The sequence below is a fragment of the Brucella gallinifaecis genome, from assembly GCF_006476605.1.
Classification (GTDB): domain Bacteria; phylum Pseudomonadota; class Alphaproteobacteria; order Rhizobiales; family Rhizobiaceae; genus Brucella; species Brucella gallinifaecis.
The window spans coordinates 171,576-193,094 of sequence record NZ_ML636800.1 but is presented as its reverse complement, the minus strand read 5'-3'; the positions used below and the strand labels follow the sequence as shown (position 1 = coordinate 193,094).

Sequence of the window (21,519 nt, the reverse complement as noted above, 5' to 3'; positions counted from 1 at the left end):
TGTCTTTGTTTGGCTATTATAAAGGAAATATGATCTTATTATTAAGAGTACAAAGGGAAAAAAGAATGCGAAAGATAGATAGTGTAGACGATCTGGATCAGTTTGATCTCCGCATTCTTGAAGTGTTAAGCGATGATGGCCGCATTGCCATGACTGAATTGTCAAAAAAAGTCGGACTTTCCAAAACGCCGTGTCAGGCACGCGTTAAAAGATTGGTAGAAGAAGGCTATATTCTTGGTTTTCGCGCAGCGATTGATCCCGAAAAACTGGGTCTTGATCATATTGCTTTTACGACTGTGAAATTGTCGGATACGCGGGAAACGGCCCTCACTGCCTTCAATGTTGCTGTACGCAAGATACGTGAAGTCGAAGAATGCCACATGATCGCAAGCTCTTTCGATTATCTTTTGAAAGTACGAACACCCAGCATCCGGCGCTATCGCGAGGTGCTGGGCGAAAAAATATCGAGCCTGCCCAATGTGGCAAGTACCTCGACTTTTGTTGTGATGGAGTCAGTCAAGGACAATCGTCCGGTCAGAGTCTATCCGGGCGCTTTATAAATCTCACAAAGCTTCATTTGCCAGATAGCGCTCAAGTGTTTTGGCTGTACCATCCTGCCAGATACGTTTGAGCGCTGCTGAGAAGGCATCGATAAAAGTGGAATTGGTGGCCAATGCTCCGAAAATATCGCTCATTTCAAGCCATCTGACAGGTTCATCTCTGGCAAGGGACGCCTGTTGTACCAGACGCTCCCATAAAGGATCATTGGCTTCAATGACAGCACCGCTATCGGTCGTACCATAGCAATAACGGCACCAAAATGCCGATACCAGAGCAAGGCCAGTCACCGACTTCCCTTGTGCCAAACGATCCGAGACTGTTGGCAAAATAAACTTTGGCTGACGATTTGAACCATCAAGGCACAGGCGGCGGATTGTGTCACCGATCTTCGGATTGGCAAAACGCTTTTCGATGAGCAGGCGATAGTCATCGAGAACGGTATTTGGAACCGGCGGCACCTCAGGAATGATTTCTTCCTTGGTGAGTTTTGCCAGATATTGCCGGATCAGCGGATTTTCCATCGCTTCATGAACGAAATGGATATCGAGAAGCCCTCCCGGATAGGCAATCGCCGCATGTCCACCGTTGAGGATACGGATTTTCATCAGTTCATAAGCATCGACCTGATCGGAGAAGATGACGCCAACTTTATGCAATCGCGGACGCCCGGTCGGAAATTTGTCCTCGACCACCCACTGCTTGAAACTTTCGCAGAAGACCGGCGAAGCATCTTTAACTTCAAATTCTTTGAGCACAATTTCGCGTTCGCGTTCACCTGTCGCAGGCGTGATACGATCAACCATTGAATTCGGGAAAGCTACATTGGCTCTGATCCATTCGGCAAATTGCGGATCACTGGGTTTGGCAAGCCCCACGACAGCATCTTCAGTAACATGGCCATTACCAGGAATATTATCGCAGGACATGACCGTGAAAGGCTCAATTTCGGCTTGCTTGCGCAGTTTCAGCGCCTGCACAATAAGGCCGAAAACCGTGTTTGGCCTGTCGGGATGAACACTGTCATAAACAATATCAGGATGCGCGGGGTCAAAATTCTGGCTTGCCGGATTAATATAATAGCCGCCTTCTGTAATCGTCATGGAAACGATGCGGATATCTGGAGAAGTCAAATAGGCAAGCAGCGCCGTCCTGCCCTCTTCAGTCGAAATAGTGACATAATCAATCATCGATGCGGTGATACGTGCACTGGAATGCTCAGCCTCCTGTTCGACAACCGTCGTCAGCCAATCCTGAGTTTTCAATATATTACGCATCGCGTCATCGCCAGAACGCACACCTGCGCCAATCAGAGCCCAGTCGTGATCAAGGCCCAGACCAAACAGGTCATCGAGATAGATGGCCTGATGCGCACGATGGAAATTACCGACGCCAAAATGCACAATACCCGGTGTTAATTGCGCCGGGTCATAACCAGGCTTATCTACGTTATTAAAGCCTCTTAACGTATTTCTTGAAAGCTTGGTCATGGGCTCATTCTCCTCAATGAATTCAGACAACCCAGCCTATGACCTCCTCTTTCAACGAGCAACATCTCTTTAAAAAGATCATGGAATATCAATAAAAAATGGCGGGATTTACCCGCCATTTTCATGAATTTTATCAAGCTTAGTTTAAACCGAGAGTACCGCGCAATGTCGAAAGATCTTCCGCCAGCGTGTTGATCGCGCCAGCCATGACTTTACGGTCTTGCTCTGTCAGTTTGTCATATAATTCATAACCATCGCCCTTCTTGTACTTAACAAGAATATCATTGACGGTTTTGAAATTGGCGTCGGACTTCTTCAAAAGCTCTGGATTTTCCTTTTCGATCAATGGCCGGAAGAGTTCAACAATCTTCTGCGAACCATCAACATTGGCCTGAAAATCCCAGATGTCGGTATGGCTATAACGGTCTTCTTCACCGGAAATCTTGGTTGCGGCCACCTCTTCCATCAAAGCTGCCGCTCCACCAACTACCTTTTCAGGCGGGAAGGTCATATCCTTGATACGCTTTTGCAGCTCAACCACATCGGCATAGAGCTTGTCGGCATATTTATCGAGACCTTCAGTCGAGTTCTGATCGAAAAGACCATATTCAAGACGGTGGAAACCAGTGAAATCCTCTGATTTTTCAGCATCTTCATGGTCATCTGCACGACTGTCAATCGATGCATCGAGATCAGCGAAAAGCTCGGCAATCGGCTCGATTCTTTCATAAGAAGTGCGCGTCGATGGGTATAGCTCTTTCGCCTTTGCCAGATCGCCAGCCTTGATCGCATTGGTGAAAGCCTTGGTATCTTTGACAAGTACGTCGAGATTATCCTGAACATAGATCTTATAATCAGCAATTGGCTGAACGAGATCGAGTGGGGAAACTTCAGCCTTGGCAACGCCAAAGCCAAGGGTAAGAGCGACAGCACAAACTGACGCGAGCATTGGAAGACGATATTTCATAGTTGCCTCTCCGTTGTGATACAACTTTCACCCACGTGCATTCTGCGGCCCACTCGCCTGCAAAAGAGCACTTGCGTAAAAGTCATCCTGATTTTTCACGCCGGGTAGCGTGAAGAAATAACCGCCGCCGATTGGCTTGATATATTCTTCCAGAGGCTCGCCATCGAGACGCTTCTGAACAGTGATAAAGCCCTTTTCCAAATCGGCCTGATAAGCAATGAACAACAGTCCCATATCAAGCTGTCCTGCTTTGGTAACGCCATTGGAATAGTTGAACGGACGGCGCAAAATCAAATGTTGTTCGGCATTGGCGTCTCGCGGATTGGCCAGCCGGATATGTGAATCCATCGGCGTAATCTTGCCTTCCGGATCCTTTGAATAGTCAGGTACATCAGCTTCGGTTTTGCCATCAAAGGGCGCACCGCTATCCTTGAGACGACCAAAGATCGTCTGTTGTTCCTGTAGTGGCGTACGATCCCAACGCTCAACAAAATTACGGATCAGACGCACCGCCATATAGCTGCCATTGATCGCCCATTCCGGCTCATCCTTGCCAGGCTGTATCCAGACAATGCGATCCATCAAGGCTTTATCAGCCGCATCTGGATTGGCTGAACCATCGCGGAAACCGAGGAAATTGCGCGCACTTTCTTTGGCTTTTGGCGAGTGGGGTGGCTGAACAGGCACCGAGCCTTCCTGTTTCCAGCGGATCATGAGCAGATCTGGCATATTCTTCACAATATCGCGCAAAGCGTGGATATTGGTATCAGCAGTGTTCGAACAGAACTGAATGACCAGATCACCGTGGCAGAGATCTTTTTGCAACGCATCATTTGGAAAAGCGGTCATGCGCTGCAATTGTTTCGGCTTGTGCGGTTTCAACCCAAACCGATCATCAAACAGCGAATTACCCAGACCAACCGTAATGGTCAAATTGTCAGGCGTCACATGTGGGCCGAGAATGCCGGAATCTGATGGTGGAAATTTAGGATCAAGCGCGGGCGGTTCGCCGCCTTTCATAAGGAAGGCAGCTCTCTCAGTCAAAAGCCTGAACATGCGCTCAAGATCGGCACGGTCACGCGCAAGCACATCAAACGACGCAACAAGTCCCGCAGCCGGACGCGGAGTTACGATACCCGGCTGGTGAATGCTATAAAATGGTTGCGCTTCATTTAGCTTGTCGCTTTCAGGCGCATTGGTCACGCTTTCGGACGATAGCGTGTTGTTCGACGAGTGCGCATTGGCTGCCGGAGATGCCAAAACACCTGCAACACTTGCCGCACCCGCACCGAGCAAAAGTGCACGGCGCTCTGGCGATATCGGATTGTCTTTTACATTATCTTTTTTGAAAAATTTCTTGGTCATTAATCCACTCCAAGTTGATCGCGGAGTTTAGAAAACTGGTCAGCGAGAGCTGTCGCGCCAACTTTGATTTTTGTCTTCTCTTCAATGGAAAGCGTATCATATGCCTTGCCATGCTGTGCCGCGAGCAGCGACTTCACCGCAGACAGCTGTGCATCAACATCATCCAGTATCCCGGGATCGACTTTGACAATGATCGGGCGCAAAATGTCTGCCGTTTTCTGTGAGCCTGCAACAAGCCCTGCGAAACCCTGCAAATCGGTATGCGCATAGCGATCATCGCCCGTGTCACCGGCTGTTGATGCAAAACGATTGAGCGCTGATGCTGTGCCTGCCAATATGCGGTCAGGCGAAATACGCAGCGCACGAATACGATCTTTCAGGCCTGCGGCATCCACTACAAGCCTTGCTGCAACACGCTTAAGACCATCAAGCGACTTTTGTTCAAACAAACCATACTCAATGCGATGCAATCCACCAAATGCCGGATCCTGCTCGCGTTTTTCAAAGAAATCTGCACGTGCATTGATTGCAGTATCAAGATCGGAGAAAGATTCAGAAACGGGAGCAATACGGGCATAGGTTTCGCGTGCCGGGGCATAAGCGGCCTGTGCTGCATCAAGATTACCAGATGCGACGGCATCAGATAATGCTCCTGCCGCTTTCTGGAATTCCGCCACTTCGCTTGCAAGATAAATCTGATATTCAGCCAGTGCCCCGAGGAAAGCGGTCAATGGAAGCTTGCCTTTTTCAGCCTCGCTGCTTGCTGAAGGCGTTACAATAAGCTTGCCACGCGGGTTGGAAAGAAGCCCGCATGTAATCTGATATTCACCCGGTGAAAGCTTGGCGGAAAGCGTTTGCCTGAAACCCGGTGCAATATTCTCACGTTCTTCAAGTACCATAACGCCATCGAGAATTTCCCATTCGACCGAACGATCTGACTTGTTGAAAATCTCAAAAACGCTACGCCCGGCAGGAACTGTCAGCTCATTCGGGTCACAGCTTCTGGCATTTATAACAATCTGGATCTTATCGTCATAATCTGCATGACGCGATTTATCCGAAACCTTGGATGCATAGTAAAAAGCAGCTCCTGCTGCCAATACCAACAAAATGGCAAGCACCAACACCGCTCGCACAAGGGTGCGGGAGAATGGTGCGGCTGGCTTTGAGTCTTGCGTCTTGGTCATGAGAAATCTCTTTAATTACGCGGAACCTTTGGCAGACGCTTTTTGCGCCGGTGCGGATGATGGCATCAGGAACAGAATGAGAGCGGGCACAAGGAAGGCCAGATAAGCGACCACTTCACTGATAGTCGGCGTGGCAATATAGCCAAATATTCCAGCCAATATTGAACCGAATGTGCTATCGAGTGGAAGCACCTCACTCGTGTCGAAAACGACCGTCTGAAAGTGGTTCCAGATACCTGCTTCATGCAAGGCCATAACGGAATTTGCGAGAATTCCAGCTGCGACGATCAGGATGAAAACACCTGTCCAGCGGAAGAACCGGCGCAAATCAAGCTTAAGCCCACCGCGGTAAATAGCATAACCGACAAGTGCTGCGAGAATGACACCAAGCAAAGCACCTAATGGAGCGGCGCCACCTTCGCTTTGTTGAAAAGCTGCAAGCAGGAAAAAGACAGACTCAAGCCCTTCACGCGCCACTGCAAAAAACACCATCAGGATAAGCCCGAATCCTTTATGTGTTGGCGTTTCAAAGGCTGCGTCAATTGAGTGGTGCAATTCAGCCTTGATAGAACGCGCTGCCTTGCGCATCCAGAAAACCATGGATGTCAGCACAAAAACAGCAATCAGTCCGATAACAGCTTCAAACAGCTCCTGTGCCTTTTGCGGAAACTCAGCACTCAATAATTGCAGAACGGCACCCACAAACAGCGACAATGCAAGCGCCAGAAAAACGCCGATCCACACCACCGGCATCCACGCACTGCGCCCGGTCTGGTGTAAATAGCTTGCAATAATACCAACAATCAGCGCGGCTTCCACGCCTTCACGGAACATAATTAAAAATGGCACGAGCATTATAAAACAATCCAGTACGCTTGTAACTGCATGTGAAACATCTCCATGCAGTAACCAGAACATTGCCCGACATAATCATTTGCAGGGAATCGCTTTTGGTTTTTACCCCGTCACATACGCCCCGGATGAAACCGCCAGATGCTTTGCAGGAAATGCCATTAAGCACCTGCAGAAGATTATCAGGCCATTATCGATTACCTGTCTTTTATAACTCTATCTGTGGCACCGCAACAAAAATGAACATGAATATTACAGTAAAGTTTTAGAATTATTCTAATAATTTCATATATTTACTTGGCAATTAATAGGGATATGAAGGAAAGGCATTGTCGATAAACAACTGATTTATGTCTAATCTATGCCGCATCATATCATATTCAGAAAAAAGTCCTTAAGTTTTTGTTTTCACATATGTCTTTACGCCAAAACCGGCCCCCGCTTTGGGGAGGCAGCTATAATTTACCGAAATTTTATCGCTTTAAATCTGTCAGACAGATCAAAAATTGCAAAACAGCGACGCATTAACCGATGAACCGGTTACACATGATCGTGAAAAGTTTCACAATTTTCCGAAATGATCAAAAATTTCGTGTTTTAGGGCTTGAAGAATGGTCGCAACAGGTCCATATGACAGGTGCTTACCGCTTGCGCCTCCTCCCATTGCGCGCGGTAGGTGTTCCCCTCTGGAGGTTAGCCTTTATGGCACCTTCATAACTTGGCCGGACTTTTTAGTCCGGCTCTTTTTTTGACTAAATTTCAAAAACTTAGAGAAAAAATTTAATTGCGCCACATCATCACAGCGCTTTTATACAGGCATAGGTTTACATCGCTGAAAGCAATTCTCTGAAAACGGATTTCCTATTCAACGACGCTCTTTAAAAATAATTATTATGCAATTGCCGACAAACAAAACGGGCATATATGGACGGAAATTTTATTACGAACGGAGCGATATAGTACCGCTCCGTTCTGTTGCTTAATAAAGTCTTATCAGCCGTAAGATGCAACCGGCGGACACGAACAGATGAGATTTCTGTCCCCACCCACATTATCTACGCGGCTGACTGGCGGCCAATATTTTGCAGTCTTGTCAAAATCACCACTCAAGGCACTTCCCGGGAATACTGCCTCTTCACGCGTGTAGGGATGATTCCATTCTGATGCCAGCGTATCTCCCGCCGTGTGCGGAGCGTTGACCAGTGGATTATCATCCTTTGACCAGACACCATCGGCAACCTTTTTCGCTTCACTGGCAATGGCAATCATCGCATCGCATAGACGGTCGATTTCCGATTTCGGCTCAGACTCGGTTGGCTCGATCATCAATGTTCCGGCAACAGGCCAGGACATGGTCGGCGCATGAAAACCATAGTCGATGAGACGCTTTGCAACATCTTCCACGCTGATGCCTGCTTTGTCTTTGAGTATGCGCGTATCCACGATACATTCATGCGCCACGCGATCATGTGCACCGGTATAAAGGATCGGGTAAGCGCCCTTCAGGCGATGCGCGATGTAGTTAGCATTGAGGATTGCAGCCTCGGTTGCCTTCTTGAGACCCGCGCCCCCCATCATGCGGATATACATCCACGTAATGACCAGAATGGATGCGCTGCCAAATGGTGCGGCCGAAACCGCATGTTTGGAACCAAGATCAATATGGCCCGGCAGGTAAGGCACAAGATGCTTTGCAACACCAATCGGACCAACACCCGGACCGCCACCGCCATGCGGAATACAGAATGTCTTGTGCAGATTCATGTGGCAAACATCAGCGCCAATATCGCATGGACGCGCAAGGCCAACCAGTGCATTGAGATTTGCACCGTCGAAATAGACCTGACCGCCATTGTCATGGATGATCTCGCAGAAAGCTTTGATGCCTTCTTCAAACACGCCATAGGTCGATGGATAGGTGATCATAAACGCCGCAAGATTATCGCGATGCTTCTCAGCCTTGGCTTTCAGATCATCAATGTCGATATCGCCATCCGGGCGGCAATTGACGACCACAACACTCATGCCTGCCATCGATGCGCTGGCAGGATTGGTGCCATGTGCAGATGATGGGATCAGGCAGATATTGCGATGCCCTTGCCCACGCGCCTGATGATAATGACGAATTGCAAGAAGCCCCGCATATTCACCCTGACTGCCAGCATTGGGCTGCAATGATACACCTGCAAAGCCGGTGATTTCGCAAAGCCATGCTTCGACGTCCGAGGTCATTCTGGCATAGCCGGTCGTCTGTTCCGCAGGTGCGAATGGATGCAGATTGGCAACCGTATTCCAGCTCACCGGCATCATTTCCGCTGCCGCATTGAGTTTCATCGTGCAGGAACCAAGCGGGATCATCGCACGGTCAAGCGCCAGATCCTTATCCGCCAGACGACGCAGAAAGCGCATCATTTCAGTTTCTGAACGGTGCGAATGGAACACATCCTGTGTCAGGAAGCCTTTACCACGCCCCTTGGATGGCACAAGCAGATCATCATTGCCGACCGGCTTTGCGCCAAACAGAACGGCGAGTGCTGCAAGATCGTCTTCGGTTGAAGTTTCGTCAAAGGTAACGCCAACCCAATCCGCATCGATGACGCGGATGAGACGCCCACCCTTGTCAGCCTCATCTGCAATGGCCTGCGCCTTGCCGGAAACCTTAATTGTGACGGTATCGAACAGGCTATCGCCCGCGATTTCGATACCCGCAGCTTTGAGGCCAGTTGCAAAGCGCGACGCAAGAGTAGCGACACGTGTTGCAATAGCCTGAAGACCTGAAGGCCCATGCCATATGGCAAAGGATGCAGCCATATTGGCAAGCAGCGCCTGCGCGGTGCAGATATTGGAAGTCGCTTTGTCGCGACGGATATGCTGCTCACGCGTCTGGAGCGCCAGACGATAGGCGGCACGCCCATGTGCATCAACCGACTGACCAACGATACGGCCCGGAATAATGCGGGTCAGCGGCTCAGATACTGCGAGATATGCAGCATGTGGACCACCAAAGCCCATTGGAACGCCATAGCGCTGCATGGAACCGACAGCCATGTCAGCGCCCCATTTGGCAGGAGCTTCCAGAATGGTGAGCGCCAGCGGATCAGCCACCGCAATGACCAGAGCTCCCTTGGCTTTTGCATCGGCAATCAAGGCGGTGAAATCGCCATAGACGCCGCGGGTATCCGGCCATGGTATGATGACGGCAGCGGTGTTGTCGTCAACAGCACTTCCAGCGTCAACCTGCCAGCCAAGCGGTTCTGCGCGGGTGTTGATCACATCCACGCTCTGCGGATGCAGATCGCCTGCAAGCAAAATGCGCGAGCGCTTGTCGCGATGATGACGGATCGCGACGCCCACAGCTTCGGCAATGGCAGTAGCTTCATCCAGCAGCGATGCACAGGCAACCGGCAGACCGGTAAGCTCGGCCACAAGCGTCTGGAAGTGGAACAGAAGCTCCAGACGACCCTGACTGATTTCCGACTGGTAAGGCGTGTAAGCCGTGTACCATGCCGGGTTTTCAAACAGGTTTCGCTGGATCACTGGCGGCGTATACACACCATGATAACCCGCACCGATGAAACTCTTCTTCACCACATTGCGGCCCATGATTTCATTAAGCTCTGCAAGAGCTGCGTGCTCGCTCAAAGCGGCTGGCAGATCAAGCGCATGATTAAGGCGGATCGAGGCAGGAACGGCCTGCGTGATCAGCGTTTCCATGGAAGGAAGACCGAGCGCTGCAAGCATTGCACGCTCGTCGTCCACCCGAGGCCCGATATGACGGGCAACAAAGGGAAGAACAGTTTCCGTCATTTGTTTATCCTACAAGCTTGTCGTAACCGGCTTTATCGAGAAGCCCCGAGAGCTGGCCTTCATCGGAAAGCTTGAGCTTGAACAGCCAGCCTTCGCCTTCTGCGGCCTGATTGACAAGGGCCGGATCGCTCGACACGGCTTCGTTAACTTCAACAACTTCGCCATCGACCGGTGCATAAACATCCGAAGCGGCCTTGACCGATTCAACGACGACAACGCCTTCGCCTCTGGAAACGGTGCGACCAACTTCCGGCAGGTCTACAAATACGAGGTCGCCTAGCTGTTCCTGTGCGTGGATCGTGATGCCGACAGTGGCAATGCCACTCTCGATGCTGATCCATTCATGATCTTCGGTAAACAGGATATTGGCCATGGAAATCATCCTTTGCGATAGCGATGCGGTATGAAGGGAAGTGCCGACACATCAACGGGAACCTTGTTACCGCGGACGTCAGCGAAAATACGGGTGCCGGGGACTGCGAGGCTTGCCTCGACATAACCCATGGCAACGGGACAAGCTGCGGATGGGCCAAAGCCACCCGATGTGACTGTTCCGATCTGAAAACCGGATTCATCAAAAAGTTCTGCTCCGGCACGAACCGGCTGACGGCCTTCCGGCTTAAGGCCAACGCGCTTGGCGGTTGCACCCTTGGAAAGCGCATCCAGAACAGCTTTGGCGCCATTAAACGCTGCCTTTTCACGCACAGGCTTGCTGATTGCCCATGTGAGACCAGCAGAGACCGGATCGGTTTCCGGTGTAATATCCTGACCATGCAGGCAAAGACCGGCTTCAAGGCGCAAGCTGTCACGCGCAGCAAGGCCGATCCATTCGACACGTTCATCAGCCAGAAGCTTTGTGGCAAGTGCGCGTGCTTCATCAACAGGCAAGCCAATTTCAAAACCGTCTTCGCCAGTATAGCCCGAGCGGGTCATGAACCAGCCAGCCTTTGGCTCAAAGCCACACATGAAAGAGAGTTCTGCACCTTTAAGACCAAGATCATTAATGACGCTTTCAGCCTCCGGGCCCTGAATCGCTAGAAACACGCGATCAAGCGGATTGACGATGACGTCTTTGCCGTTTGCGGCTTCATCAAGATGCTCAATGTCGGCATCCGCATTGCCCGCATTGGCAACAACCATAAAGCGGTCTTCGCCAAGACGAGTGACGATAAGATCGTCAAGAATGCCGCCTTTGTCATTGAGGAAGAAAGTGTATTTCGACTGACCGGTTTTCAGAACCGATGGATCAAGCGGACAGGTTTGCTCAAGAAGCGCAATTGTATCCTTGCCTGAAACTTCAATCAGCTTCATATGTGAAATATCAAAAAGACCGACATGCTCACGCGTGTGAAGATGCTCCTTCATCACGCCTAGCGGATAGGTGATCGGCATATTCCAGCCAGCAAAACCGCCAAAGCGTGCGCCAGTTTTCTCATGCAGATCCTGCAATGGCAGGGTATTCAGCAAAGTATTCAATTGTGCGGTATCGCCCATAACAACTCCAGAGTCGCACGTATACAACCGCAAAATGCGGCTGCTTCGTGCCCCTCTGTCTCAAGCCTGAGAGACTCGCATAGCCATAAAGCTATACTTACACCTTCGGCGCAGGGTTTCCCCTGACTTTCCAGAGTTGCCTTCCCTGTCTGCGGTTCATTGTACCTGAGAGATTTCGGGCGATTTCCCCTTCGGCGGCCAAATGGCACTCTCCCGCAGACAGACTACGCAAAAGCATTATGCTTCGACGCTCGACATAAGTCACATAAAGGAAACCAGCCCATGAGTCATCCCGAATTATCGCCTGTAGCCGACAATTTAACGGTTTTTTACGACAAGAAATTCAACTTAAAAAATGAGCTGTCTGCCAACTATAATCATGATTGTGATTTTAAAATGGCCGAACTGCGCAAAATACATGCAATTATCGATCTTAATTGCACAGCAGCTATGCAAATCTGTCTCTCCACTTCCCGATCCTTCAAGCCTATATGCTGTGGGTAACAAAGAGATTTGATTTTTGACTAGGTGAGAGAAATGAACCTGATCCGCTCGTACAACAACTGGCGCCGTTACCGTAACACTGTAAACGAACTGAGCCGCCTGAGCCCACGCGAACTGAACGACCTCGGCATTATGCCTTCGGAAATTCCATTCGTTGCACGCAAGGCTGCCGCTCGCTAACAGCGCGCCCCACAAGGCTTCTGCCTTTGGCATGAACCGCAATGCTTGATCCATGCGGTTATAAAGTTTCAAAGTTTTCACCGGGGTATTTCCTCCTCCCATTCTCCTCGGTGATATAAAGACCGAAATTCCTCCTCCCATTTCGGTCTTCCCCTAAATGGCACCCGTCGCTCCTCCCGCGCCGGGTGCTATTTTTTTGTGCAATCGGTCCGGACATAAGCAAGCTATTTAGCTGCTACAACCTCAATTTCGACTTTAAATTCTTCGCGCGTAAAACCGGAAACAATCATCAGCGTCGAAGCCGGTGCAGGCTGCGGAAACAAGCGGTCGCGCACGTCCATATAAGCACGCATATGAGCGCGATCCGTTACATAGGCGTTGATACGCACAACATTGGAAAGATCCATTGCGCCATCACGCAGGATACGACGGATATTATCAAAGCAAAGTGCAGCCTGTTCGCCTGCATCTTCGGGCACCGAACCGTCTGGTGCGATACCAAGCTGACCAGAGCAGAACACGAGTTCAGTGCCAGCGCTTATCTTCACGCCATGGCTATAGGCAGCAAAGGGAGCTGCCATATCGTCAGGCAGCAGATGTTTTAAAACCGTCATTTTATATCCTCAGACTTTCGGCGCAGCTGCGAGCAATTCCTTGAAACGTATACTGCCTGCTGCAATATCGTCTTCACTCGGGCTGATACCAGCCGCAAGCAACCGGCGTGCCATCATATGATCAGCCGGACGATTGATAGAGTCGACCGCCACCAGTTTATCACCTGCAAAATGAAAAACAGAAAAAGCATTGTCTTCTGGATTGCCAGACAGAATATGGCGGTCGGCATCAAAGGATAGTCCGGCGGTCTGCAACTTCATGTCACCCTGATCCGACCAGAACCATGCGACATCACGAAACGGCGTAGCCCGACCAACGATTGAGCGTGCAACATGCCTGGCCTGATCGGTGGCATTCTGCACCGATTCCAGTCGCACCCGACGACCTGCATGAAAATGATCATAACTCACGCAATCACCAATCGCATAGATATGCTCACTTGATGCACGCATATGCGCGTCCACCACAATGCCGTTATCAACAACAAGCCCGGCTTCAAGAGCCAGCTCCACATTCGGAACAGCACCTGTACCAAGCACCACCATATCAGCCGGGAAAACTGTGCCATTGGCCGTTCTCACCCCTGCAACGCGACCGTTTTCTCCTTCAATGGATTCAACTCCCACATTTGTGAGAAGCGTAATTCCTGCCGCGCGGCTACGTGTTTCAACATGTGTAGAAATATGGGTTGCAACCGAACGGCCCAGAACACGGGGTGCAGCTTCAATCAGGACGGTTTTCTTGCCAAGCGCAACAGCACTATGCGCCATTTCAAGACCAATAAAACCACCGCCAATAATCACCACATTTTCAACATCTGGCATCATTTTAGCAATGCGCCGCGCATCATCAAGGCGGCGCAGCGTGACAACGCCATCAAGATCAACGCCCGCCAGATCGGGGATTCGTGCACGGGCACCGGTTGCAAAAACCAGTTCCGACCACTGCAGCTTTTTGCCATCATCAAGCATGACGGTCTTGTTATCAGGCGAAACATGTTCAACGCTGTGGCCAAAAACTATCTCAATATTATTATCGCGATAGGCGCTTTCCGGGCGCAGAACGAGAATGCCGGCTTCCGGCGCTTTCAGGTAGGATTTGGAAAGCGGCGGCTTGTGATAGGGAATATCCTTCTCATCATTGATGAGGATGATTTCACCTGCATAGCCTTCTTGTCTCAAACTGATTGCCGCTTGCGAACCGGCATGACCAGCACCGATAATAATACATCTGTTGTCCATAGGACCTCCGGAAATTTCCGCGCATCATAAACATGAGGCAGGCTGTCGCGTGGCGAATTCGTCACGGATTCACATCTTATTTACACGCATCGTCAATTTTTCAAACATTTAGTTTGACCAATCGGTCAGATTGACTAGTAAAAAGCTTTGCCGCCTCCCAACGAATTAGGAGCCACCACCTTGAAAAGATATTGGTCTGAATACACGAGCGAAGCGTTTTCCCGCCTCGAGCGTGATAAGATCGTGGCGGTTCTGCCCGTCGGCGCAATTGAACAGCATGGTCCCCATCTGCCTCTTGCAGTCGATGCTGCAATCGTGGACGGCATGGTCAAAGAGACTATCTCTCGTCTGCCAGAGGAGAGCCATGCGCTTTTTCTGCCGACTCAGGCCATCGGCAAGAGCAATGAGCACAGCCTTTATCCCGGCACACTGACATTTAGCGCCGAGACACTCATTCGCATGTGGTGTGAAATCGGCGCCTGCGTTGCAGCATCTGGCGTGCGCAAAATGGCACTTTTGAACAGTCATGGCGGTCAGATCACCATTATGGATATTGTCGCTCGCGAATTGCGTATCAAGCACAATATGATGGTCTTCAGTGTCAACTGGTTTGGCCTTGGTATGCCACAAGGCGTTTATAGCGATCACGAGCTTAAGCACGGCATCCATGCAGGCGATATGGAAACATCTGTCATGCTCGAATTCCACCCTGATCTGGTGGACATGTCAAAAGCGCAGAACTTTCATACACTGACTGAAACGCTTGCCTCTGATTACAAGCATTTGTCGCTGAGTGGGGGTGCAAAACCCGCTTGGCAGGTGCAGGACATCAATAGTTACGGTGCAGCAGGCGATGCATCGATTGCTACTGCCGAAAAGGGCCGCAAGACCATCGACTTTGCTGCGCAACGGCTGGTCGAAGTGCTGGCCGAGATCGAACGCGTGCCGCTCTCGTGGCTTGATAACCAACCCGCCTGGTAAGGACGATGAGCGTGGCCCCCAACTCGCAACCCCAATCTTCCCTGATCAATATTGACGGCGTCTACAAGCAATATGGCACGGGCGTTATTGCAGTCAGCGATATGTCGCTCAAGATTGAACAAGGTCAGTTCGTAAGCTTTCTCGGCCCATCAGGCTGTGGCAAGAGTACGGCTTTGCGGATGATCGCAGGCCTTGAATCCATCTCCGCAGGCAATATTCGTGTCAATGGCCACATGCCGGGAAAGGGTCCCGCCGGGGCGCAGGACATCGGCTTTGTGTTTCAGGAGCCAACACTTATGCCGTGGGCCAGCGTGTTTGACAATGTTTATCTGCCGCTGCGCCTTTCCGGTATTTCCCGCAAGCAAGCCACGCCGCGCGTCGAAGAAGTGCTCACACAGGTTGGTTTGTCGCGTTTTGCCAATGCCTATCCGCGTGAGCTTTCCGGCGGCATGAAAATGCGCGTTTCGATTGCCCGTGCACTGGTCACACGCCCTCGCCTTCTGTTGATGGATGAGCCATTTGCAGCGCTTGATGAAATGACGCGCTTCAAACTCAACAATGATGTGCTGCGGCTCTGGCAGGAACACGGCCTCACCGTGATCTTTGTCACGCATAGCGTTTATGAATCTGTCTATCTCTCCAACCGCGTTATCGTCATGGCCGCCCGGCCCGGTCGGGTAGTCGCGGATATTGGGATTGAAGGTCGTTATCCACGCGCTGAAAATTATCGTGCGACGGATGCTTATGCAAAAGACTGTGCCCGGGTTTCCGATGCGCTTACCGCAACGCTTTCGTCGCAAGACATTGATCATTGAAGGTGGGAAAATGAGCCAGATGCAAAATGAGCTGCCCATTCTGAATTCTGAACAACACCGCCTTGCCCGCAGAGAGCGCAATCTGCGTATCATTATGCCAACGCTGGCGATCATTATCGCTCTTGGTATCTGGGAAGGCCTGGTGCGCTATTATAATGTGCCGCATTACCTGATCCCAGCCCCCTCGCTCATCGGTGAAACGCTGATAAAAGACGGCCCGTCGCTGATGAAATCGATGGGGTTCACAATCAAGCTCACGCTGATTTCGCTGCTCTGTGCGATTGTCGGCGGCGTTTTGCTTGGTATGATCTTCGCGCTGTCACGACCGGTCGAAATGGCTTTCTTTCCATTTGCCGTCATTTTGCAGGTGACGCCGGTCATTGCCATTGCACCGCTGATCCTGATCTATGTGCGTGATACGTTTTCAGCGCTGCTGATCTGCGCATGGATTGTGGCTTTCTTCCCGATCCTGTCAAACACGGTGATCGGGCTGCGCAGTGCGGATCATAATCTGCGTGACCTTTTCAAGCTTTACCGCGCTTCGCCATGGCAACGCCTGCGCTATCTGCTTGCTCCAAGTGCCCTGCCTTATTTTATGGCAGCATTGAAGATCGCAGGTGGTCTTTCGCTGATCGGTGCTGTGGTGGCAGAATTTGTTGCAGGCAGTGCTGGCCAAAGCACAGGCCTTGCCTCACGCATTCTGGAATCGAGCTTTCGCAACGAAATCCCACGCATGTTTGCAGCCCTTTTCCTCGTTTCGCTGCTCGGCATTGTGATTTTTCTGATCACAAGTTGGCTATCGCGCCTTGTATTGGGGCGCTGGCATGAAAGCGAGATTCGTCGTGAAAGATAAGATTGTGAAGGCTGATAGACTCCAAGGCGTCGCCATTGCTGGCATGAGCAGTCATTATGACATTGGCATTGATGGCGGACGCATTGTGTCATTCACAAATTCGCAAACAACAGATGGTGGCTTTATCACCCCACTTTTCGCCGATGTGCATGTGCATCTCGACAAGACATTCACCATTGACCGCATTGCTAAGCGTGGCAGCGCCAAAGTTGAATGTCTGTTCGATGCCATTGATCTGATGAACATCGACCGTGAAAGCTGGAGCGCCGACGACATTCGCACACGTGCCACCGGTGGCTTGACAGCTGCCTATGCTCAAGGCGTTGGCGCCATGCGAACCCATGTCGACTGGACAATGCCAGAAATACCGACCGCATGGCCAATTCTGGTTGAATTGCGCGAGGAATGGAAAGACCGCATCGATCTCGAGCTTGCGGCTCTTATCCATGGCGATATTGTGCCTGATGCAGGTGCAGCCATTGCCGAAAGAGTAGCAAAAGACAATGGTGTTCTCGGCGCCTTCTTCTATCGTAATGCTGATCTTGAAACCAAGATCGAAGACATGTTTCGCCTCGCAGTCAAACATGATCTCAAGCTCGACTTTCATGTCGATGAAGGACTTGAACACGAGGCCGATGGTTTCTCGCTGATTGTTGCAGTAACCAAGCGTCATAATATGGCAGGCCGTGTTCTTTGCGGTCATGCCTGTTCGCTTTCGCTGCGTTCACCCGAAGAACTGGAACGCATTCTCACTGCCGCAGCTGATGCAGGAACTGCACTTGTATCGCTGCCGACATCCAATCTTTATCTGCAAAACAGGCTTGGCGGAAAATCGCCCCGTCTTCGCGGTATAGCACCGCTTAAAGAAGCGCGTCTGGCTGGTATGGACACCATGCTTGGCTCCGATAATGTGCGCGACGCCTTCTACCCCTATGGCGATTACGATCCGCTTTCGGTTCTACGCCTCGCAGCCCCGGTCTGCCACCTTGAGCCGGATGAATGGCTCGACAGTATCACCACCCTGCCCGCCCGTTTCATTGGAAGCAACCGCGTAAAGGAACTGTCGGCAGGTGGGGCTGCGAATTTTATCTGGCATGACGCCACAGACATTAACGACCTTATCAGCCGTCCGCAGGCGCGCCGCGTCATCTGGCGCGATGGCAAACCAGTTTAATCGGAGAACCCCATGAATTCTGCCGCACCACAGCGCATCTATGACTGGGCCGCATTTCGCGCCGAAATAGAAGGCATCCGCATTTATGACGACCCCAAACAGGTTGAACTGCGCTCCCGCGACTATTTCTGGTACAGCCCGATCCTGACGGAGGATATCGGTCATTATCTTGGCGATCTGGTTGTCATTCCAAAAGATCAGGATGAAGTGCGCCGCATAGCCGCCGCTGCCGCAAGGCTTCGCATTCCGATCACTGTTCGCGGTGGCGGCACTGGAAATTATGGCCAGTGCGTTCCGCTCGAAGGCGGCATTATTCTCGATATGACCAAGATCGACCGCATTATCGCAATCGAACCGGGCAAGGTTCGCGTTGAAGGTGGCGCACGTATTTCACGCCTCGACGATGCCGTGCGTGAAACCGGTCAGGAACTGCTGATGTATCCGTCCACCCGTCGTATCGCCACCATTGGCGGATTTTTCTCAGGCGGCTCTGGCGGCATTGGCTCACTGCGCCACGGTATGTTGCGTGACGATGGCAATGTCTATTCGGTCAAGGTTCTGACCGTTGAGGCCGAGCCAAAAATTATCGAACTCAAAGGTTCTGATATTCATAAGGTTCAGCATGCTTATGGTACAAATGGTATCATTCTTGAACTTGAAATCGGCCTCACAAAAGCGACAGAATGGGTACATACTGCTGCATTATTCGATAGTTACGAAGCAACGTTAAAATTCTGCCTTAAGGCGCTCGAAGAAAAACTTGACTGCTATCTTCTGACCACGGTTGATCGTCGCTTTGCACGCTTTTACACAAAGTTTGGTGATCTTTTCCCATCTGACAAGGACGCCGTTTTTGCAATGATTGCTCCCGATGAGGTAGCACGTTTCGAGCAACTTACCGCTGAATTTGGCGGCAAGGTCTCCTTCTCGATGACACTGGATGCGCTTCACAAAGCCGGTCTTCAGCCTGCATATGAATGTGGCTGGAATCACACCACGTTGCAGGCGCTGAAAGCAGAGCCGGGCTGGACCTATTTGCAGGTTGCCTATCCGCGACCATTCGACATCGATGTGGTGACACGTCAGATCGAACGCTATGGCGACAAGCAATATATGCATCATGAAATGGCGCGTCTTGAAGGTGAAGTCCAGATTTTCGCCCTGCCGCTTGTACGCTTTGAAGGCCGAGATGAAATGTATCGCCTGATCGAAGAGCTGGAACAGGTAGACGGCTGTGACATCTACGATCCTCACGCCTACACTATTGAAGATGGCGGCATGAAGGAGATCGACAGCGTGCAGATCGAATTCAAAAAACAGGCCGATCCTTATGGTCTGCTCAATCCCGGTAAAACGCGCGGCTGGACAGCCGACATGGTAGCAAAAGACTAACTAAGGGGAACTAAAATGAAAAAGACACTCGTTACAGCACTCGCTGCTCTCTCCATGGGCCTTTCCGCACAGGTGGCCTATGCGCTTGATAAGGTAACACTTGGCACCAACTGGCTGGCGCAGGCTGGTCACGGCGGCTTCTATCAGGCTGTTGCTGATGGCACTTATGAAAAATACGGCCTTGATGTGAATATCGAAATGGGTGGACCGCAAGTCAACAACCGTCCAATGCTTGCCGCCGGTCGTCTCGACTTTCTGCTGACTGGCAATCTGCTTTTGTCTTTCAACAATGTCGCCAATGGCGTCCCAACGACCGTTGTCGCGGCTTTCTATCAGAAAGACCCACAGGCATTAATGGCGCATAAAGGCGAATACAAGGATTTCAAAGAGCTTGCCAATGCACAGACCATTCTGATTTCCAAGGACGGCCAGTTCTCATTCTGGCCTTGGCTGGTCAAGGATTTTGGCTTCAAGGACGAACAGCTTCGTCCTTATGGCTATAGTCTTGCGCAGTTCCTGAGCGACAAGAAGACCGTACAGCAAGCCTATGCCACTGCCGAGCCTATCTATGCCGAGAAAGAAGGTGCAGAGGTGACAACCTTCCTTCTCGCTGATCAGGGTTATAACACCTATGCCAACACCATTGAGACACGCCAGCAGCTCATTGAAGAAAACCCGGATCTCGTGCAGCGTTTTGTAACGGCCTCTATCGAAGGCTGGAACAATTTCCTCTATGGCGACAACAGCAAAGCTTATGAGCTGATCCTCAAAGACAATGCAGATATGAGCAAGGAAACGCTCGATGCTGAACTTGCACGTCTTAAGGATCTCAAGCTTATCGACGGCGGTGACACGCTGGAAAAAGGCATTGGAGCCATTGATATGAACCGGGTAAAAGAGTTTTACGAACTGGCTCGCAAATCCGGTATCGTCAGCGGTGATGAGCTGGACATGACCAAGGTTGCCACCGACGCTTTTGTTAACAAGGGCGCGGGTCTCGACATCAAGAAGCAATTGGGCCAATAAGCTCCTGAATTACAGCATGCCGAATGGATTACTGACATTCGTCACGCTGTAATTCCTTGTTTTCATGACATGCTTAGATAGCGGCTGGTACATATGACAATAGAAGACCAGAATGACGATAATGAGCTGACCGGCCGGGACAGGGTTCTTGACCGCAGGCGTCGCATTCAAGGTGCTATTCGCACAGCCGCTATCGATGAATTTGCAGAAAAGGGACTGGTGGGTGCATCCACGCAAGGGATTGCCCAGCGTGCAGGTCTGACCAAACCTCAGCTCCATTATTACATTTCCAGCAAAGAAGAGCTCTATGAGGATATCCTAATCTTCATCCTTGATGAATGGGAAGATATTTTTCTCGGTGTTAGCAATGAGGAAGACCCGGCAACACTGATCCGGCAATATATTCGCGCCAAACTCAAATATAGCCAGAAGAATCCGAAAGCCTCGCGGCTATTCACGACCGAGATTGCCAATGGGGCGCCATTTCTCAGCCGTCACTGGAAGAAACATGTTTCTGCAACCCATAATGCAGTGAAGCTCATCCAGTCATGGGTGGATGATGGTCGCATCAAACCTGTCGATCCATTGCTGTTTCAAATGCACATCTGGGCCGTCACCCAACATTATGCTGATTTTGAAACACAGGTCCGCAGCATGATGTCGCTCAGTAAAGACGAGCCGCTGGATCTTGAACGCATTGAAAAAGAAGTAGCTACTCTGTTTCTACGCGCGTGCGGACTTGAGTAAACACTGCAAAATATGACAGCTTGCTCAGCCCAGATAAAAAACACCATAATTCCATTTACAGATATCAAAATAAAGTTGCATAAAAAAATAATTGTACGCTAAAGTTGCTATAGCGCTTTTGGGATAATGTTTAGTTATTGCTAATCAGCATCGACCCTCAGCAGTGAGGCGATGCATTAGGGTCAGGACTCATTAATTTGACGGGAATGGTGTGAGGCTATCCGTTCGGATTTGATAAGAAAAGGCGAAGGAAATGTGGTTCATTTTCAAG

Annotated in this window: 19 protein-coding genes and 1 riboswitch; of the genes, 9 read left to right on the top strand and 10 right to left on the bottom strand. The window is 50.6% G+C overall.

The features are described from left to right. Positions 1-65 precede the first annotated feature (65 nt). Complete coding sequence (locus FHY56_RS00870; protein WP_140903291.1) at positions 66-560, top strand: Lrp/AsnC family transcriptional regulator; 495 nt, start codon at positions 66-68, stop codon at positions 558-560. A 3-nt stretch (positions 561-563) separates the two neighbouring features. Here the strand turns inward: FHY56_RS00870 and FHY56_RS00865 are convergent, their stop codons facing one another. From FHY56_RS00865 to gcvT, 8 genes are all read right to left on the bottom strand, one after another. Next, on the bottom strand, positions 564-2,048 hold the full coding sequence (locus FHY56_RS00865; protein WP_140903290.1) for a mannitol dehydrogenase family protein: 1,485 nt from the start codon (positions 2,046-2,048) through the stop codon (positions 564-566). 139 nt (positions 2,049-2,187) lie between these two features. Continuing rightward, a complete protein-coding gene (gene efeO / locus FHY56_RS00860; RefSeq protein WP_140903289.1) occupies positions 2,188-3,015 on the bottom strand; it encodes an iron uptake system protein EfeO in 828 nt (275 codons plus the stop codon). 27 nt (positions 3,016-3,042) lie between these two features. After that, positions 3,043-4,380, bottom strand: a complete 1,338-nt coding sequence (efeB, locus tag FHY56_RS00855; protein ID WP_140903288.1) for an iron uptake transporter deferrochelatase/peroxidase subunit — start codon at positions 4,378-4,380, stop codon at positions 3,043-3,045. Next, entirely contained in the window at positions 4,380-5,567 is a 1,188-nt protein-coding gene (efeO, locus tag FHY56_RS00850; RefSeq protein ID WP_140903287.1) for an iron uptake system protein EfeO, read from the bottom strand. Before efeO (FHY56_RS00850) ends, efeB begins: the two co-directional genes overlap by 1 nt. Positions 5,568-5,582: 15 nt before the next feature. After that, positions 5,583-6,422, bottom strand: a complete 840-nt coding sequence (gene efeU, locus FHY56_RS00845) for an iron uptake transporter permease EfeU (protein ID WP_140903286.1) — start codon at positions 6,420-6,422, stop codon at positions 5,583-5,585. A gap of 990 nt (positions 6,423-7,412) precedes the next feature. Then, positions 7,413-10,226, bottom strand: coding sequence for an aminomethyl-transferring glycine dehydrogenase (gene gcvP / locus FHY56_RS00840; RefSeq protein WP_140903285.1), 2,814 nt, complete (start codon positions 10,224-10,226; stop codon positions 7,413-7,415). Between the two features lie 4 nt (positions 10,227-10,230). Continuing rightward, on the bottom strand, positions 10,231-10,599 hold the full coding sequence (gene gcvH / locus FHY56_RS00835) for a glycine cleavage system protein GcvH (RefSeq protein ID WP_140903284.1): 369 nt from the start codon (positions 10,597-10,599) through the stop codon (positions 10,231-10,233). Between the two features lie 5 nt (positions 10,600-10,604). Then, a complete protein-coding gene (gene gcvT, locus FHY56_RS00830) occupies positions 10,605-11,720 on the bottom strand; it encodes a glycine cleavage system aminomethyltransferase GcvT (protein WP_140903283.1) in 1,116 nt (371 codons plus the stop codon). Positions 11,721-11,862: 142 nt separating this feature from the next. After that, a riboswitch (glycine riboswitch) is annotated at positions 11,863-11,946 on the bottom strand. A gap of 311 nt (positions 11,947-12,257) precedes the next feature. On the opposite strand from gcvT, the gene FHY56_RS00825 reads away from it, so the two are divergent. Further along, positions 12,258-12,404, top strand: coding sequence for a DUF1127 domain-containing protein (locus tag FHY56_RS00825; protein ID WP_084486680.1), 147 nt, complete (start codon positions 12,258-12,260; stop codon positions 12,402-12,404). 224 nt (positions 12,405-12,628) lie between these two features. Here FHY56_RS00825 and FHY56_RS00820 read toward each other — a convergent pair whose 3' ends face one another. Both FHY56_RS00820 and FHY56_RS00815 read right to left on the bottom strand, forming a co-directional pair. Next, entirely contained in the window at positions 12,629-13,018 is a 390-nt protein-coding gene (locus FHY56_RS00820; RefSeq protein WP_140903282.1) for a RidA family protein, read from the bottom strand. Between the two features lie 9 nt (positions 13,019-13,027). After that, entirely contained in the window at positions 13,028-14,260 is a 1,233-nt protein-coding gene (locus FHY56_RS00815) for an NAD(P)/FAD-dependent oxidoreductase (protein WP_140903281.1), read from the bottom strand. Positions 14,261-14,440: 180 nt separating this feature from the next. On the opposite strand from FHY56_RS00815, the gene FHY56_RS00810 reads away from it, so the two are divergent. The 7 genes from FHY56_RS00810 to FHY56_RS00780 all read left to right on the top strand — a co-directional run bounded on the left by FHY56_RS00810 (position 14,441) and on the right by FHY56_RS00780 (position 21,248). Then, entirely contained in the window at positions 14,441-15,241 is an 801-nt protein-coding gene (locus FHY56_RS00810) for a creatininase family protein (protein ID WP_140903280.1), read from the top strand. Positions 15,242-15,246: 5 nt separating this feature from the next. After that, a complete protein-coding gene (locus tag FHY56_RS00805; protein ID WP_140903279.1) occupies positions 15,247-16,056 on the top strand; it encodes an ABC transporter ATP-binding protein in 810 nt (269 codons plus the stop codon). Between the two features lie 10 nt (positions 16,057-16,066). Further along, on the top strand, positions 16,067-16,909 hold the full coding sequence (locus FHY56_RS00800) for an ABC transporter permease (protein ID WP_193556741.1): 843 nt from the start codon (positions 16,067-16,069) through the stop codon (positions 16,907-16,909). Next, positions 16,881-18,083 (top strand): amidohydrolase family protein, encoded by a 1,203-nt coding sequence (locus FHY56_RS00795; RefSeq protein WP_140903278.1) that lies wholly within the window; start codon positions 16,881-16,883, stop codon positions 18,081-18,083. Before FHY56_RS00800 ends, FHY56_RS00795 begins: the two co-directional genes overlap by 29 nt. Before the next feature lie 12 nt (positions 18,084-18,095). Beyond that, on the top strand, positions 18,096-19,475 hold the full coding sequence (locus FHY56_RS00790) for an FAD-binding oxidoreductase (protein WP_140903277.1): 1,380 nt from the start codon (positions 18,096-18,098) through the stop codon (positions 19,473-19,475). A gap of 15 nt (positions 19,476-19,490) precedes the next feature. Then, positions 19,491-20,501 (top strand): ABC transporter substrate-binding protein, encoded by a 1,011-nt coding sequence (locus FHY56_RS00785; protein WP_140903276.1) that lies wholly within the window; start codon positions 19,491-19,493, stop codon positions 20,499-20,501. A gap of 93 nt (positions 20,502-20,594) precedes the next feature. After that, positions 20,595-21,248 (top strand): TetR family transcriptional regulator C-terminal domain-containing protein, encoded by a 654-nt coding sequence (locus FHY56_RS00780; RefSeq protein ID WP_140903275.1) that lies wholly within the window; start codon positions 20,595-20,597, stop codon positions 21,246-21,248. The last annotated feature ends 271 nt before the right edge of the window (positions 21,249-21,519 follow it).

Excerpts from the sequence above, each read along its gene's own strand:
- FHY56_RS00795 (WP_140903278.1), top strand. The coding sequence starts at position 16,881 with ATGAAAGCGAGATTCGTCGTGAAAGATAAGATTGTGAAGGCTGATAGA.
- FHY56_RS00790 (WP_140903277.1), top strand. The coding sequence starts at position 18,096 with ATGAATTCTGCCGCACCACAGCGCATCTATGACTGGGCCGCATTTCGC.
- FHY56_RS00870 (WP_140903291.1), top strand. The coding sequence starts at position 66 with ATGCGAAAGATAGATAGTGTAGACGATCTGGATCAGTTTGATCTCCGC.
- FHY56_RS00785 (WP_140903276.1), top strand. The coding sequence starts at position 19,491 with ATGAAAAAGACACTCGTTACAGCACTCGCTGCTCTCTCCATGGGCCTT.
- FHY56_RS00800 (WP_193556741.1), top strand. The coding sequence starts at position 16,067 with ATGAGCCAGATGCAAAATGAGCTGCCCATTCTGAATTCTGAACAACAC.
- efeB (WP_140903288.1), bottom strand. The coding sequence starts at position 4,380 with ATGACCAAGAAATTTTTCAAAAAAGATAATGTAAAAGACAATCCGATA.
- FHY56_RS00780 (WP_140903275.1), top strand. The coding sequence starts at position 20,595 with ATGACAATAGAAGACCAGAATGACGATAATGAGCTGACCGGCCGGGAC.
- gcvP (WP_140903285.1), bottom strand. The coding sequence starts at position 10,226 with ATGACGGAAACTGTTCTTCCCTTTGTTGCCCGTCATATCGGGCCTCGG.
- efeU (WP_140903286.1), bottom strand. The coding sequence starts at position 6,422 with ATGCTCGTGCCATTTTTAATTATGTTCCGTGAAGGCGTGGAAGCCGCG.
- gcvH (WP_140903284.1), bottom strand. The coding sequence starts at position 10,599 with ATGGCCAATATCCTGTTTACCGAAGATCATGAATGGATCAGCATCGAG.
- efeO (WP_140903289.1), bottom strand. The coding sequence starts at position 3,015 with ATGAAATATCGTCTTCCAATGCTCGCGTCAGTTTGTGCTGTCGCTCTT.
- gcvT (WP_140903283.1), bottom strand. The coding sequence starts at position 11,720 with ATGGGCGATACCGCACAATTGAATACTTTGCTGAATACCCTGCCATTG.
- efeO (WP_140903287.1), bottom strand. The coding sequence starts at position 5,567 with ATGACCAAGACGCAAGACTCAAAGCCAGCCGCACCATTCTCCCGCACC.
- FHY56_RS00820 (WP_140903282.1), bottom strand. The coding sequence starts at position 13,018 with ATGACGGTTTTAAAACATCTGCTGCCTGACGATATGGCAGCTCCCTTT.
- FHY56_RS00825 (WP_084486680.1), top strand. The coding sequence starts at position 12,258 with ATGAACCTGATCCGCTCGTACAACAACTGGCGCCGTTACCGTAACACT.
- FHY56_RS00865 (WP_140903290.1), bottom strand. The coding sequence starts at position 2,048 with ATGACCAAGCTTTCAAGAAATACGTTAAGAGGCTTTAATAACGTAGAT.
- FHY56_RS00805 (WP_140903279.1), top strand. The coding sequence starts at position 15,247 with ATGAGCGTGGCCCCCAACTCGCAACCCCAATCTTCCCTGATCAATATT.
- FHY56_RS00815 (WP_140903281.1), bottom strand. The coding sequence starts at position 14,260 with ATGGACAACAGATGTATTATTATCGGTGCTGGTCATGCCGGTTCGCAA.